This is a genomic window from Burkholderia ambifaria AMMD (assembly GCF_000203915.1).
Lineage (GTDB): Bacteria > Pseudomonadota > Gammaproteobacteria > Burkholderiales > Burkholderiaceae > Burkholderia > Burkholderia ambifaria.
On the sequence record NC_008391.1, the window covers coordinates 680,468 to 694,882 of the forward strand.

The 14,415-nt window shown below is 68.0% G+C and carries 15 protein-coding genes and 1 pseudogene; 8 read left to right on the forward strand and 8 right to left on the reverse strand.

From position 1 onward, the window contains the following. Positions 1 to 129: 129 nt before the first annotated feature. Both BAMB_RS19130 and BAMB_RS19135 read right to left on the reverse strand, forming a co-directional pair. A pseudogene (locus BAMB_RS19130) lies at positions 130 to 351 on the reverse strand (alpha/beta hydrolase fold domain-containing protein); the annotation flags it as partial. A gap of 67 nt (positions 352 to 418) precedes the next feature. After that, complete coding sequence (locus tag BAMB_RS19135) at positions 419 to 1,084, reverse strand: cation diffusion facilitator family transporter (protein WP_011658817.1); 666 nt, start codon at positions 1,082 to 1,084, stop codon at positions 419 to 421. Between the two features lie 339 nt (positions 1,085 to 1,423). On the opposite strand from BAMB_RS19135, the gene BAMB_RS19140 reads away from it, so the two are divergent. Next, the gene (locus BAMB_RS19140; protein ID WP_011658818.1) at positions 1,424 to 2,413 is read left to right on the forward strand and encodes a zinc-dependent alcohol dehydrogenase family protein; all 990 of its coding nucleotides are present in this window, start codon (positions 1,424 to 1,426) and stop codon (positions 2,411 to 2,413) included. Positions 2,414 to 2,440: 27 nt separating this feature from the next. Here the strand turns inward: BAMB_RS19140 and fnr are convergent, their stop codons facing one another. Next, positions 2,441 to 3,214 (reverse strand): fumarate/nitrate reduction transcriptional regulator Fnr, encoded by a 774-nt coding sequence (fnr, locus tag BAMB_RS19145; RefSeq protein WP_011658819.1) that lies wholly within the window; start codon positions 3,212 to 3,214, stop codon positions 2,441 to 2,443. A 420-nt stretch (positions 3,215 to 3,634) separates the two neighbouring features. Between fnr and BAMB_RS19150 the strand changes: the two genes are divergently transcribed. Then, positions 3,635 to 4,105 carry a universal stress protein gene (locus BAMB_RS19150; protein WP_011658820.1) on the forward strand — a complete coding sequence of 157 codons (471 nt, stop codon included), beginning with the start codon at positions 3,635 to 3,637 and terminating at the stop codon, positions 4,103 to 4,105. Positions 4,106 to 4,156: 51 nt separating this feature from the next. On the opposite strand, the gene BAMB_RS19155 is transcribed toward BAMB_RS19150, so the two are convergent. The 4 genes from BAMB_RS19155 to BAMB_RS19170 form a co-directional block, all read right to left on the reverse strand. Then, complete coding sequence (locus BAMB_RS19155) at positions 4,157 to 4,990, reverse strand: universal stress protein (RefSeq protein ID WP_011658821.1); 834 nt, start codon at positions 4,988 to 4,990, stop codon at positions 4,157 to 4,159. Next, entirely contained in the window at positions 4,987 to 5,490 is a 504-nt protein-coding gene (locus tag BAMB_RS19160) for a universal stress protein (RefSeq protein ID WP_011658822.1), read from the reverse strand. Before BAMB_RS19160 ends, BAMB_RS19155 begins: the two co-directional genes overlap by 4 nt. Positions 5,491 to 5,559: 69 nt before the next feature. Continuing rightward, a complete protein-coding gene (locus tag BAMB_RS19165) occupies positions 5,560 to 6,759 on the reverse strand; it encodes an acetate/propionate family kinase (protein WP_011658823.1) in 1,200 nt (399 codons plus the stop codon). Positions 6,760 to 6,767: 8 nt separating this feature from the next. Beyond that, complete coding sequence (locus BAMB_RS19170) at positions 6,768 to 7,607, reverse strand: universal stress protein (protein ID WP_011658824.1); 840 nt, start codon at positions 7,605 to 7,607, stop codon at positions 6,768 to 6,770. A 190-nt stretch (positions 7,608 to 7,797) separates the two neighbouring features. On the opposite strand from BAMB_RS19170, the gene BAMB_RS19175 reads away from it, so the two are divergent. From BAMB_RS19175 to BAMB_RS19195, 5 genes are all read left to right on the forward strand, one after another. Next, positions 7,798 to 8,337: a hypothetical protein gene (locus tag BAMB_RS19175; protein WP_011658825.1), complete on the forward strand. Its 540-nt coding sequence runs from the start codon at positions 7,798 to 7,800 to the stop codon at positions 8,335 to 8,337. Continuing rightward, a complete protein-coding gene (locus BAMB_RS19180) occupies positions 8,327 to 9,073 on the forward strand; it encodes a beta-ketoacyl-ACP reductase (RefSeq protein WP_011658826.1) in 747 nt (248 codons plus the stop codon). The genes BAMB_RS19175 and BAMB_RS19180 overlap by 11 nt, the downstream gene beginning before the upstream one ends. An 80-nt stretch (positions 9,074 to 9,153) precedes the next feature. Beyond that, positions 9,154 to 10,974 carry a PHA/PHB synthase family protein gene (locus BAMB_RS19185; protein ID WP_011658827.1) on the forward strand — a complete coding sequence of 607 codons (1,821 nt, stop codon included), beginning with the start codon at positions 9,154 to 9,156 and terminating at the stop codon, positions 10,972 to 10,974. Next, positions 10,971 to 11,993, forward strand: coding sequence for a bifunctional enoyl-CoA hydratase/phosphate acetyltransferase (locus BAMB_RS19190; RefSeq protein ID WP_011658828.1), 1,023 nt, complete (start codon positions 10,971 to 10,973; stop codon positions 11,991 to 11,993). The genes BAMB_RS19185 and BAMB_RS19190 overlap by 4 nt, the downstream gene beginning before the upstream one ends. 5 nt (positions 11,994 to 11,998) lie before the next feature. Beyond that, positions 11,999 to 13,039: a zinc-dependent alcohol dehydrogenase family protein gene (locus BAMB_RS19195; protein WP_011658829.1), complete on the forward strand. Its 1,041-nt coding sequence runs from the start codon at positions 11,999 to 12,001 to the stop codon at positions 13,037 to 13,039. Between the two features lie 87 nt (positions 13,040 to 13,126). On the opposite strand, the gene BAMB_RS19200 is transcribed toward BAMB_RS19195, so the two are convergent. Beyond that, the gene (locus BAMB_RS19200) at positions 13,127 to 13,312 is read right to left on the reverse strand and encodes a DUF2964 family protein (protein ID WP_006752850.1); all 186 of its coding nucleotides are present in this window, start codon (positions 13,310 to 13,312) and stop codon (positions 13,127 to 13,129) included. 357 nt (positions 13,313 to 13,669) lie between these two features. Between BAMB_RS19200 and BAMB_RS19205 the strand changes: the two genes are divergently transcribed. After that, the gene (locus BAMB_RS19205) at positions 13,670 to 14,290 is read left to right on the forward strand and encodes a TetR/AcrR family transcriptional regulator (protein WP_011658830.1); all 621 of its coding nucleotides are present in this window, start codon (positions 13,670 to 13,672) and stop codon (positions 14,288 to 14,290) included. The last annotated feature ends 125 nt before the right edge of the window (positions 14,291 to 14,415 follow it).

Consider the following 14,415-nt stretch of genomic DNA (forward strand, 5'->3'; position numbering starts at 1 on the left):
TATGACAGGCGATCGCTTGTAATCGAAAAATACAGTCTATGGTATGTATCGTCAAAATACAAACCCGAGACTGTATTTCAGAAAAACAAACAATAGCCTGTCAGGCGGAAACTCACGGATCGATGCAACGCCGAGCGACGCGTAGGACGGATGCTCGGTCGCGCAGTCGACAACCGGATACAGCAGCAGCAGCAGCTGGTGCGCGATCGCGATGCCCGAGCCGCGCAACTGCAGCGCGGCGACCGCGGCCAGATTGCCGCCCGCGCTGTCGCCGGCCACGGCGATCGCGCCGGTGCGCGCACCGAGATCGCGTGCATTGACGGCCGCCCAGCGCACCGCGTCGCACGCGTTTCGTACGCCATCGATGGCGGGTTCCGAATGCTTCAGCTCATCGCCCGGGAAGAGACGACGAACCTCGTCACGACCCGCGCGTCGAACGGTTCGCCCACGCCGCCAATGCCGGCCATTGCGCGCCACCGCGCCGGATGAACCCGGCGCCCGTCCGAATCACGATCGCGCCGATCGCAAGCGCGGCGAGGTCGTCGAGACGGCCGAGGCCGACCCACGCCGCGCACATCGCCAGCGCCGCCAGCAACGCGGACAGCGCGTCGGTGCGCACATGCCAGCCGCTCGCCTCGAGCAGCGCAGAGCCGGTTTCGCGCGCCTTGCGCAGCATCCAGCGCGACAGCGCGGCCTTGCCGCTCAGCGTGAACACGACGAGCGCGAGCGTCAGCGCGCCGGGCTGCACGACCGGCGGCGCATCGAACCGGTTTGCCGCGTGCCAGATCATCTGCACACCTGTGGCGACGAGCAGCGCGCCGAGGCCTGCCAGCGCGAGCGGTTCGTAGGTCGGGCGCCGCTCGGGTGGCAGCCGCGCGTCGAGCCGGCATGCGACGAGGATCAGCGCGTCGGCCGCGAGATCGATCGCAGCATGCGCGACGTCCGCGAGCAGGCCAGACGAATGCGCGGACCACGCCGCGACCGCTTCGGCCGCGAGCAGCAGCAGGTTGATCGCGAGACTGGCGGCGAGGGCGCGGGAGGTGGCCGCATAAACGTGGGGCGTGGCGCGCGAGGTGCGCTGCATGGCGGATTCGTCTGTCGAAAGCGGGAGCAGCCTCGAACGCTACCGGTCGACGATGGCAGATACGTGACAGCAGCGGCCGAAGCTGCGCCAGCAATCACTGACAACGCCATTGGCGGGTTCCTGCACGGCGCGCCGCTTCGGAAGCGCATCGAAGCGTGCCGGCGCGCGCTACAGGCGTCGTTGCCGACCGTGGCATCCGGCCTCATCCGTAGCGCCGCACCGCCCGCCGGCCGTTGACCCACATCAACCGCCCATCACCGGGCCGTGCGCGCACGATGCGCGACGAGTAGCCTTGAAACACGAGGCGCGCGAACACGATCGCGCGGTGGGGAGGCGAGCATGCTCGCGATGATGTTTGACGGCACGACACCGCATTTGCGCGAAGCGCGCATGCCGGATCCGTCGCCTGCTGCCGGTCAGCTCCTGATCGACGTCCATGCGTGCGGCGTCTGCCGAACCGATCTGCACGTCGTCGACGGCGAACTCGCTCATCCGAAACTGCCGCTGATTCCGGGCCACGAAATCGTCGGAACGGTGCGCGTGCTCGGCGAAGGCGTCAGCGGTTTCTCCGTCGGCGACCGGGTGGGCGTACCGTGGCTCGGCTCGACCTGCGGGCATTGCGCGTATTGCGCATCGGGCCGGGAAAACCTGTGTGACAACCCGGGCTTCACCGGCTATACGATCGACGGCGGCTATGCCGAGTGCACCGTCGCCGACCATCGGTATTGCGTGCATCTGCCGCGGCGCTATGCCGACCTGGAAGCCGCTCCGCTACTGTGCGCCGGGCTGATCGGTTATCGAACCTTGCGCATGGCGGGCGATGCTCGCCGGATCGGAATCTACGGCTTCGGCGCCGCGGCCCATCTCGTCGCGCAGGTCGCGCATCGCGAAGGACGCAAGGTGTTTGCGTTGACGAAGCACGGCGACACCGTGGCGCAGCAGCTCGCGCGGTCGCTGGGCGCCGCATGGGCCGGCGGCAGCGACGAAGCGCCGCCCGAGCCGCTCGATGCGGCGCTGATCTTCGCGCCGGTCGGTGCGCTGGTGCCGGCCGCGCTGCGGGCGGTCGACAAAGGCGGGATCGTCGTCTGCGGCGGCATTCACATGAGCGACATCCCGGCCTTTCCGTACGCGTGGCTGTGGGGTGAGCGCCGCATCGCGTCGGTGGCCAACCTGACGCGTGCGGATGCAGTCGAATTCATGCGGATCGCGGACGCGATGCCGCTGCAGGTCGAGGCCGTTCGCTATGCGCTGACCGATGCCAACCGCGCACTCGACGACTTGCGCAGCGGGCGCGTGTCGGGCGCCGCAGTGCTGGGCATGCGCGGTTGATCGGCTCGACGGCGCCATGCGGCGCGATCAGATTTGCCGCAGGCCTTCCAGATCGACGATCCGGATCTGCTTGCCCTGCGTCGCGACGAGCCCCTTGTGCTGGAACTTCGACAGCATGCGGCTGACCGTTTCGAGTTTCATCCCGAGATATTCGCCGATCTCGTCACGCGTCATCCGCAAGACGAATTCCGCGGCCGAATAGCCGCGCGCCTTGAAGCGTGCGGACAGATTCAGCAGGAACGCGGCCACGCGCTGTTCGGCGGACATCGTGCCGAGCAGCAGCATCTGCGACGATTCGCGCACGATCTCGCCGCCCATCATCTGATACACGTGATGCTGCATCGGCCGCACTTCGCGGCACATCTGCTCGAGCTGGCCGAACGGAATGATGCAGACCGTGCTGTCCTCGAGCGCGATCGCGTCGCCGTTGTGGTGCCCGGTGTGCACGCCATCGAGCCCGAGCGACTCGCCGACGAGCTGGAAGCCGGTGATCTGTTCGTTGCCGTCGCGATGCATCACGATGGTCTTGAACGACCCGGTTCGCACCGCATAGATGCTGTTGAACGCATCGCCCGCGCGGAACAGCGTTTCGCCGCGCTTGACGTGACGCGTCGTGCAGATCATCGCGTCGACGCGCGCGAAATCGTCAGGCGAAAGATCGGATGGCATGCAGACGGTACGCAACGCGCACGTCGAACAGCGGGCTGCGGCGCGCTTGGGCTGATCGGCCGGCTGGACCGCGTGCAGCGGGATGAACGGGCGTGACGGCATGGTCGTCGAGACTTCGGCACTGCTCTGCATGGTCGGCTCCAGTTGGGGCAGCGGCGGCTCGCCGTTCGGGCGGAATCGCGCTGGCCGTTGTACCGGCGGCCTTGGTGTCTGCCGCCTTCCTCTCGGGAAAGCCTCATCGGACGCGCAGGAAGACCGATCACGCCGGTCTCGACGATGCTGCTGCCCTGGCTCCGTGAGGCACGTTTGCTTTTCGGAATGCAGTATGGATGTTGCGCGCCGTCAAGAAAATCAGCGGGAATTGAAGTTGCGGTAGGTGAAAGGGAAGTCTTGTAGGGAGATTCCTACAGGGGCGCGGCAACTTGTCGCGATCGGCGCTGGCATGCGCCGGACGCGGATGACGGGCGTTGACCGGTGTCAAGGCAACAGTGCCGGTCGAGATCAGACTGGCTCGATGAACCGATCGAACCCGCACGGCAGCAGGGAGGCAACATGTACCAAAGGATCCTCGTGGCACTCGACGGCAGCCACAGCGCGCGGCTCGCGCTCGACGAGGCGATTTCGCTCGCGCGCCATTCGGGCGGCCGGGTCATCGCCACGTGCGTGGTATCGGACGCGCTCCGGCCGGCCAGCGTCGACAACGGCGATGTCGATCAGCGCGACTCGAGCGGACTGGACGCGAAAAACGCCGCGACCGCGATCTCGGACGCGGAAGCCGCGTTTCGGCGGTCCGGCGTGCGCGGCATCGCGCGCACGATCGATGCGTGTGGAGCGGGCATTTCGGACGTGCTGGCGCGCGCCGCCGCCGAATGCGATGCGGACCTGATCGTGATGGGCACGCATGGCCGTCGCGGGCTGCGCCGGGCGTTGCTCGGCAGCGTCGTCGAAGCGCTGGTGCGCATCGCGGATCGGCCGGTGCTGGTCGTGCGGGAAGGGCCGGGCGCGGGCGCCGACCTGTCGTGACGGGCGTGGCAACAAGCGGGCGGCCGCAAGCGGCTGCCCGTTGTCACTCGCTCAGTGGGACAGCAGGACCGGCACCGTCATCGTCTCGAGGATCGTGCGCGTCGCGCCGCCCAGCACGCGTTCGTGCATGCGGGCATGGCTGTACAGGCCCATCACCAGCAGATCCGCATGCACGTCGGTCACCCGGTTCAGCAGCATCGCGCCCACGCTCACCGACCGCTCGCGCGGCGTGGTGGAGAACGACGCGCGAATGCCGTGCCGTTCGAGATACGCGGCGACATCGACGCCGGCCGGCGTCTCGTCCGGATCGGGATGCCCGCGGGTGACCGTCTCGACGTGGACGAAGCGCGCGCGGGTGAGCAGCGGCAGCGCGTCGGCCGTCGCGCGGGCGGCTTCGCGTCCGCCGTCCCAGCCGATCAGCACGTTCTCGCCGAGCGTTCTCACGTCGCCCGCGTACGGGACGACGATCGCCGGCCGGCCGCTGCCCATCACGACGTCCTCGACGAAATGGCGCGCCACGAAAGTCATGCGGTCGTCGGGATTTTCCTGGCCCAGCACCAGCAGATCGGCATGGCGTGCATGCAGGATCGCAGTACCGGTCACGTCGCCGGCCGGCGCCTGCCATTCGACGCTGCGTCCGGCGCGCTCGGCGACCATCAGGAATCGTTCTTCCGCATCCTTGCGCCGCTGCTCGCACAGGCGTTCGTAGACGGCCAGCTTGAGCGGCTCGTCCGGCCGCCGCAATGGCTCGAATAGATCCTGACAGACCGCGTAGAGGCCGATCAGGTGCGCATTCCAGCGTCCCGCGAGTTCGAGCGCGAGATTGACGCGCGCCTTGCAGCGGTCGCTGTCGTCGAGATGGACGAGCAGGGTCTTGTAACTCATGACGGCTCCTTTTCGGTTGATGCGGCGGCGGTCCCGGCGGATGCCCCGGCCGCGCAACGCGCCGGAATCATCAGCACCGGGCACGTGGCATGCCGCAGCACGCGTTCGGCCACGCTGCCCAGCACGACGCGGCGAAAGCCGCGCCGGCCGTGCGTGCCGAGCACGATCAGGTCGGCATCGATCTCGCCGGCGAAGCCGACGATCCGTTGCGCGACGTCTTCGCCCGCCGGCGCGACATTGGCGATCTGCGGCGTGCCGGCCACGCCGCGCGCCTTCATGCGTGTTGCCGCGTCCGCCGTGACGCGCAGCCCTTCGTCGCGGAATGCATCGATCAGGATCGATGGATCGTATCCGGCCGCGTCGTACGCCGGCACCAGGAAATCGACGATGTAGACGGGCGTCAGCCGTGCACGCGTCTGCGACGCGAGGTCCAGCGCGGCGTCGAGTGCGCGCGACGACGTATCGCTGCCGTCGAGCGCAACCAGAATGTTCGAGTACATGACGTTTCCCTTGAGCGGATGCCGATGGAATCATCATCGGCGCACGTGTGTCGACCGCGCTGATCTGGATCAACCGTCGCGGTTGCCGCGCAGTACGCGCACCGCGGCGCGCGCCGCGACCCATGCTTCGTTGGTCGGCTCGACAACCACCGTGACCGCGCTCGACGCAGACGACACCACATGGGCATGCGCGGCATTCGCGCGCGCGTCGAGCGCGATGCCGAGCCAGCCGAGCGACGTGCAGATCCGCTCGCGCAACACCGCCGAGTGTTCGCCGATGCCGGCGGTGAAGACCAGCATGTCGAGACCGCCGAGCAAGGCGGTCAGCGCACCCGCTTCGCGCACGATGCGATGGACATAAAGTGCCAGTGCATCGCGGGCCCGCGTGTCGCCGGCTGCTTCGCACGCCAGCAGCACACGCGGATCGCCCGACGCGCCCGACACGCCTTTGAGCCCCGACTCGTGATACAGCAGGTGCCCCAGGTCGTCGCCCGACAGCTTCCCGGCCTCGAGCAGGTGGAGGACGACACCCGGATCGAGCGTCCCGCAGCGGGTGCTCATCATCAAGCCGTCGAGCGCGGAAAAGCCCATGGTCGTCGCGACGCTGCGGCAGTCGCGCAGCGCGCACAGGCTCGCGCCGCTGCCGAGATGGGCGGCGATCACGCGACCGTGCGCGCGCGCGCCGAACGACTCGTCGAGCGCGACGGCCAGGTATTCGTACGACAGCCCATGGAAGCCGTAGCGACGCACGCCCTGGTCGAACCACGCATGCGGCAACGGCAGCAGTTGCTCGACACGGGGCAGCGTGCAATGAAACGCCGTGTCGAACACCGCGATTTGCGTAACGTCCGGAAACGCGTCGCGCAGCGCGTCGATCGCGTCGAGGCTGTGCGGCTGATGCAGGGGCGCGAGCGGCGTCAGCGTGCGCAGCGCGTCCAGTACTTCGTCGTCGACGACCACCGGATCCACGTACCGCGCGCCGCCGTGCACGACGCGATGCGCGATCGCGCCGAGCGTGACGTGCGGCAACTGCACGCGGATCCACGTCGCGATCCGCGCGAGCACGGCGCGGTACGGATCGCCCGCGACGAGCGGCAGCGAATCGTGCGGCTGCGCATCGAAGCGGATCGACGCGCCGTTGCCGGTTGTGACCGCTTCACCCTCGTGCAGCGGCCGCCGGGCGGGATCGCCGTGCGGCGGATACGCAAAGACCGCGAACTTCACGCTCGACGAACCGGCATTGACGACGAGCAGCGCGAGTGTACGCATCGGACGGCTCAGTGCGACATCAGCACCGGCAGCGTCATCGACGCCAGCACCGTGCGCGTGGCGCCGCCCATCACCAGCTCGCGCCAGCGCGCGTGGCCGTACGCACCCATCACGAGCAGGTCGGAACCCGTTTCATAAGCGCGCGACAACAACGTGTCGCCGACCGGCGAGCCGTCACCGGTATCGATATCGAGCACGTTCACGTCGCGTGCATGGCGCGCTAGCATCAGCGCGGCATCGGCGGCCGGAATGCGCGTGGCCGCGGCTTCCGAATCGCCGTCGACCACGGCGGCGACAGTCGTGCGCTTCGCATGTTCGAGAAAGGGCGTCGCGTCGTGCGCGGCGCGGGTCGCTTCCCGGCTGCCGTCCCACGCGACGAACACCCGTTCGCCAACCGACGGGAATTCACCGGTGTGCGGCCAGAACAGCACCGGACGGCCTGCCGACAACACGAGATTTTCCGCAAACTGGTCGTCGATATAGGTCTCGGGGTCGTTGGGGTCGCTCTGGCCGGCAATCACGAGATCGGCAAGGCGTGCGGCCCGCGGCACGGCCAGGTTCGCGCGTTCGTCGGCACGTACCCAGGCTGCCGGCACTTTCGCGCGCGCCGTTTCCGCATGGAACAGGCGTTCCAGCGCGGCGCGCCGTTCGTCGCGCTGTTCCCGATGCTCGCGGAAATAATCGGCGGACCCGGCCATCACGTAGAACGAATGCGGTTCCGGCGTGTAGACCGCGAACACGCCGGTCAGATGCGCACCGAAGCGCCGGGCGACGCGCAATGCGAACTCGAGGCGCGAATGCGCGCGGGTGCTCGTATCGAGGTGCACGACCATGCTCTTGTAGCTCATCGGAATCGCTCCATCGACGGGGGATCCGCCAGTGCAAACCAGTCTACGAAGCAGGGTTTTCGCGGGCTTGACTCAGATCAACGGCACTCGTGCGCCATGGCCGCACAGTGAAACGGTCGCAATGCCGATCCCGGGCACGCGGCATGCGGCGTGATGCCGACCCATTGACCGGATCGAAAGAGGGCAGCCGATGAGCACGTACGCTTTGACGACACCGACCGACGTTTGCCGCGCGGGCTGCGATCTCGCGCTGCGGATGGTCGAGCTGAACAGCGACTGGCAGCACGAATGGCATGCGCTGGCAGGGCGGCGCATCGAGCGGGATCGCTCGGCGGTGCACCAGCTGCAGCAGACGCTGGCGGACACGAACGAGTGGACGGCCTTCGGCGAGGCGACCCGGCAGGTGATGCGCGACTATGCGATCGCGAGCATCGCGATCTGGCAGGACGCCACCGAGCTGTGCATGCGCGCGCAGTACGAGAGCGCGGGCGTATGGCGTACCTGGTTGCGCGAATACGGTGCGGGTGCGCTGTCGCGTTTTCAGACCGACTGGCTGCCCGATCTGGGACGACTGGCGGTGGTGAACGAGGCCAGCATGCCGTGGGCGGACTGGATGACGTCATTGGAGCACGGGATCGAGGACGCGGCCGGTGCGAGTAACGGTGCGCCGGATGGCGCCCGGCGCCTGAACGGCATGGCCGGCGCACCGGAGAACGGCCATGTGCGCTGATCGTGTCGCGTTCGTCACCGGCGGCATGGGCGGCCTCGGCGCCGCGATCAGCCGTCGCCTGCACGAGGCCGGGATGACGGTGGCGGTGTCGCACACGGAAGGCAACGACCACGTCGCGACGTGGCTCACGCACGAACGCGAAGCGGGCCGCACGTTCCATGCGTTCGAGGTCGACATCGCCGACTACGATTCGTGCCAGCAGTGCGCGGCACGCGTGCTGGCCGAATTCGGGCACGTCGACGTGCTCGTCAACAACGCCGGCGTCACGCACGACGCCACCTTCGTGAAGATGACCAAGAGCATGTGGGATGCGGTGCTGCGTACCAATCTCGACGGCATCTTCAACATGACGAAGCCGTTCGTGCCGGGCATGATCGCAGCCGGTTTCGGGCGCATCGTGAACATCGGCTCGGTGAACGGTTCGCGCGGCGCATACGGGCAGGCGAACTACGCGGCCGCGAAGGCCGGCATCCATGGCTTCACGAAGGCGCTGGCGCTCGAGCTCGCGCGCCACGGCGTGACGGTCAACACGGTCGCGCCCGGTTATCTGGCGACCGCGATGCTCGAGTCGGTGCCGAAAGACGTGCTCGACACGAAGATCCTGCCGCAGATTCCGGTCGGCCGCCTCGGCGATCCCGACGAAATCGCGGCGCTCGTCGCCTTCCTGTGTTCCGACGCAGGGGCGTTCGCGACCGGCGCGGAATTCGACGTCAATGGCGGGATGCACATGCGTTGACGTCGTCCCACGCCACTTCCCGCCGTACGACCCGAAGGAAGTCCTTCGGGAAAAGGCGGGGTTTTTCGGAGCAGATTCTGATGAAAGCGTCCGTCACGCGCGCCCCGCGCGGGAACGAATCGATACGGCCATCGGGCGCGGTCGAACCCGAGTCGAGCGCGACCCAATGCCCGCAAGCCGGTACGACGCCCGCGGAACAATGGAACCGCGCGGCGCATGCGAGCGTGGCGGCGATGACGTTCGGGCTGTCGCCCGTGTCGCTGGCGCTCGCCACGCTCGACTGGGCCGCGCATCTCGCGGTGTCGCCGGGCAAATGCTTCGATCTCGCGATGCAGGCGTGCGCGGCTGCCGTTGCACCGGCGGCAGACCAGTGCGAGGCCGAGGCCGGCGAGGCGGACCCGACGGGCCTGGCCGTGCACGCGGGGCAGGCCGATCCGCGCTTCGCTGCGCCCGCGTGGGCCGGCTGGCCGTTTCACGTATACCGTGACAGCTTCCTGGCGATCCAGCGCTGGTGGCGCGACGCGACGCACGGCGTGCCGGGCGTCGAGCGGCACCATGAGGAACTGGTCGGATTCGCTGCGCGACAGTGGCTCGACGCGTGCTCGCCGGGCAATTTCCTGGCGACCAATCCGGTCGTGCTCGACGCGACGATGTCCAGCGGCGGGGCGAATCTCGCGGCAGGCGCGTTGAACTGGCTGGAGGATGCGAAGGAGTTGCTCGAGCGTGCCGCCGGCACGCATGCGCATGACGCGCGGACGTATCTGCCGGGGCGCGACGTGGCCATCACGCCGGGCCGCGTTGTCTGGCGCAACGCGTTGTGCGAACTGTTGCAGTACGAGCCGACCACGGCGCGTGTCGCGTCCGAGCCGATCCTGATCGTGCCGTCGTGGATCATGAAGTACTACATCCTCGATCTGCAGCCGCACAATTCGCTGATCCGTTTCCTGGTCGATGCGGGCTACACCGTGTTTGCCGTGTCGTGGCGCAACCCCGGCGCGGAGGCGCGCGACTTCGGGCTCGACGACTATCTGCGCGACGGATGCATGGCGGCGCTCGATGCGGCCCGGTCGGTCTGCGGCGGCGCCGTTCACGCGGTCGGCTATTGTCTCGGCGGCACGCTGCTGGCGATCGTTGCGGCGGCCCTTGCGCGCGACGGCCGGCAACACGAAGCACTGCGGTCCATCACGTTGCTGGCGGCGCAGACCGATTTCAGCGAACCCGGCGAACTCGGCCTGTTCATCGACGCGAGCGAATTGTCCGCGCTCGATGCGCTGATGTGGCGGCAGGGCTATCTGGACGGCGCGCAGATGTCCGCCGCGTTCCAGCTGCTGAATGCGCGCGACCTGATCTGGTCGCGGATGATGAGCGAATACCTGCTCGGCACGCGCACGAAGCCGAACGACCTGATGTCGTGGAATGCGGACACCACGCGCATGCCGTATCGCATGCACTCGGAATACCTGACGCGGCTCTTTCTCGACAACGATCTCGCGGTCGGCCGCTACTGCGTCGACGGGCGGCCGGTCGCGTTGTCGGATATCGACGTGCCGACGTTCGTGGTCGGCACCGAGCGCGATCACGTGTCGCCGTGGGGTTCGGTGTACAAGCTGCATCTGCTCACGCACCACGCGCTGACCTTCGTGCTGACGTCGGGCGGCCATAACGCGGGCATCGTGTCGGAACCCGGTCATCCGGGACGCCACTACCGCCGCGCGACCCGCAAGCCCGGCGCGCCGTACCGCAGCCGGCACGACTTCGTGCGGGAAACGGCGGCGGTCGATGGATCGTGGTGGACATGCTGGCGCGACTGGCTGCACGAGCGTTCGTCGGGCGACGTGCCGGCCCGCGCGCCGGCCGCCGGCCTCGGCGCGGCACCCGGCACCTACGTGCTCCAAACATGAACGGCAATCCGTATGTCGATGCACCCGACGGCGCGCGCCTGCCGGGCCTGTTGCCGCGTGCGGATGGCGCACTGCCGTTGTTGATCGCGCGTGCATGCAACGGGCCGGCGCTCGTCGTGGCCGTCGTGCATCCGTGCGACGCGACCAGTCTCGCGGCGCTTGCCGCGCTCGCCGCTTCGCCGTTGGGGGCATCGATCGAGCCGCTGATCGTCGCGCCGCGCGCAAAGGTGCTGCGCGTCGCGGACGACGCGGGTGTCGATCTGTCGAAATGGACGATCGAAGACGTGCCGCACAGTCATGCGGCAGCGGCCCGCGCGGTGGAGCTCGCTGTGGCCGGCCGCGCCGGCGCGCTGATGAAAGGCAGCCTGCATACGGACGAGCTGATGGGTGCGGTTGTCGCCGCCGGTTCGGGGCTGCGCACCGACAAGCGCATGTCGCACTGCTTCCTGATCGAAACGCCGGCGTATCCGAGGCCCTTCATCCTGACCGACGCGGCCGTGAACATCGCACCGGATCTCGCGCAGAAGGCGGCCATCACGCAGAACGCCGTCGACGTCGCGCATGCTCTGGGCCTTGCCTGCCCGCGGGTGGCCGTGCTGTGCGCGGTCGAGACCGTCAATCCGGCGATGCGTTCGACGCTCGACGCGGCGGCGCTGGCGAAGATGGCCGAGCGCGGGCAGATCGCGGGGGCGATCGTCGACGGCCCGCTCGCGTTCGACAACGCGATATCGCTGCGCGCCGCGCGCGACAAGGGGATCGATTCGCCGGTTGCCGGCCGCGCCGACATCCTGGTCGTGCCTGATATCGAAGCGGGCAACATGCTCGCGAAACAGCTCGAATACCTGGGCGGCGCCGCGAACGCGGGCATCGTCGTGGGCGCACGCGTCCCGATCGTGCTGACGAGCCGCGCCGACAGCGTAGCCGTCCGGGTCGCGTCCTGCGCGTTGGCGGCGCTGCTGGCGCAGGATCGGCATGCGCCGGTGCCGATGACCGAACAGGCCACCTTTTCGATGGAGTAACAGCGATGAAAGCACTCGTTTATCACGGCCCCGGGCGCAAGGCGCTCGAACAACGGCCCAAGCCTGAATTGCAGTCGCCGACCGACGCAATCGTGCGCGTGACGCGCACGACGATCTGCGGCACCGACCTGCGCATCCTGAAGGGCGACGTGCCGACGTGCGAACCGGGCCGCATTCTCGGCCATGAAGGCGTCGGCATCGTCGAGCAGGTCGGCGTCGCGGTCGACTCGCTGAAGCCGGGCGACCACGTGCTGATTTCATGCATCTCGTCGTGCGGCCGGTGCGAGTATTGCCGCCGCGGGCTGTATTCGCATTGCACGACTGGCGGCTGGATTCTCGGCCACCGGATCGACGGCACGCAGGCCGAGTACGTGCGCATCCCGCACGCGTCGACCAGCCTGTACCGGATTCCGCCAGGTGTGGACGAGGACGCACTCGTGATGCTGTCCGACATCCTGCCGACCGGATTCGAATGCGGCGTGCTGAACGGCAAGGTGCAGCCGGGTTGCTCGGTCGCGATCGTCGGCGCGGGGCCGATCGGGCTGGCGGCGTTGCTGACTGCGCAGTTCTACTCGCCCGCGCGGATCATCATGATCGACCCGGACAGCAACCGGCTCGAGATCGCACGGCAGTTCGGCGCGACCGACTGCTTCGATGGCCGCGGCGGCGACCCGGTGGCGGAGGTGATGAAGCTGACCGACGGCGTCGGCGTGGATTGCGCGATCGAAGCGGTCGGCATTCCGGCGACGTTCGAGATGTGCACGTCGCTCGTGGCGCCGGGCGGCGTGGTCGCGAACGTCGGCGTACATGGCGTCAAGGCGGACCTGCACCTCGAGCAGCTGTGGGATCGCAACATCTCGATCACGACGCGGCTCGTCGACACCGTCAGCACGCCGATGCTGCTGAAGACCGTGCGCGCCGGGCGGCTGGATCCAAAGCGCCTGATCACGCACCGGTTCTCGCTCGACGACGTCGAGCGGGCGTACGACACGTTCCAGCGCGCCGCGCAAACCAACGCGTTGAAGGTGATCATCGAAGTGAGCTGATTGGCGGGCGGGGCGTGACAGGCACCGGGCGGGCGGGTGCTTTCGCGCCAAGCGCGGCCGGCATCGCCGCTTGATACGACCGCGTCGCTATCGCGCCCTCGACGCCGGATTCAGCTGCGCGACGAATGCGACGATGCCTGAAACCAGCGTGACGATTGCGTACGGGACGATACGCTCGTCGACCAGCATCGCGTGGACGACACCCAGCAGCGATGCGAGTGCGATGAACACGCAGGCCGTCGCAAGCGCGCTTCGGTATTGCGGTCGGATCATGATGTTCTCCCGGGAAGGCGGCCGCCGGTGACACGGCTTGCCGCAAGCGAAGGTGCCGCCGCTTGCGCAGGACATGGCGTCATGATCGCGTGCCGCGCTTCTGCACGGTTGATCTGTATCAACGGACAAATCCTGATCGCGCCCCCGATGCTCCGTGCGCCGGTCGCCCCGCCGGCGGAAGTCTGCGCGCGGCGGAGCCGACCGCCCGGAAGCCCATTCCGAAGCCCGAGTTGAAAAGGGCGCCCCGGTGCGGCGACAACGCACCCGCGCCGCCGTCCGATTCGGGTAAAGTGCCGCTGAACTTGCCGGCTCGACGTCACTAGACGACCGGTCTAATCGTTGCTAAGATACGCCATCATGAATGCATCTTCAGGCGCGGAAGTCCGCCATCACATCCTGAATACCGCGAAGCCGATCATGCTCCAGAAGGGGTTCTCGGCGGTCGGTCTGAACGAGATTCTCGCCGCGGCGGGCATCCCGAAGGGCTCGTTCTACCATTACTTCGGCTCGAAGGAAGCATTCGGCGAGGCGCTGCTCGAGTCGTATTTCGAAGGCTATCTCGCGTATCTCGACAACCTGTTCAAGCATCAGGCCGGCACGGGCGCGCAGCGCCTGATGATGTACTGGAACAACTGGCTGCAGATGCAGTGCGCGGACGATCCGGAAGGCAAGTGCCTCGCGGTCAAGCTGGGTGCGGAGGTGTCCGACTTGTCGGAGCCGATGCGCGCGGTGCTGCGGCGCGGCACGAGCCAGATCATCGAGCGGCTCGCGGGCGGGATCGAGGCCGGGCTGGCCGACGGTTCGCTGCGCGGCGTCGACGATCCCGCGCATACGGCCGCGATCCTGTACGAGCTTTGGCTTGGCGCAACGCTGCTGGAGAAGATCCACCGCAACCGCCAGCCGCTCGAGCGCGCGATGCTCGAAACCCGACGGATGCTGAACCTGCCGCCCGTCGAGCCAGACGGAGCGCAGTCATAACCCGGGCGCGCACAGGCGCGCCTTGTTTTTCCGTGTGGACTAGACGACTGGTCTACTCATGCGGGAATCCGATTGCTTGACCCGCCAGGCCGCGGCTGCGCCGGCTGATTCGCCGGCACGGCCGC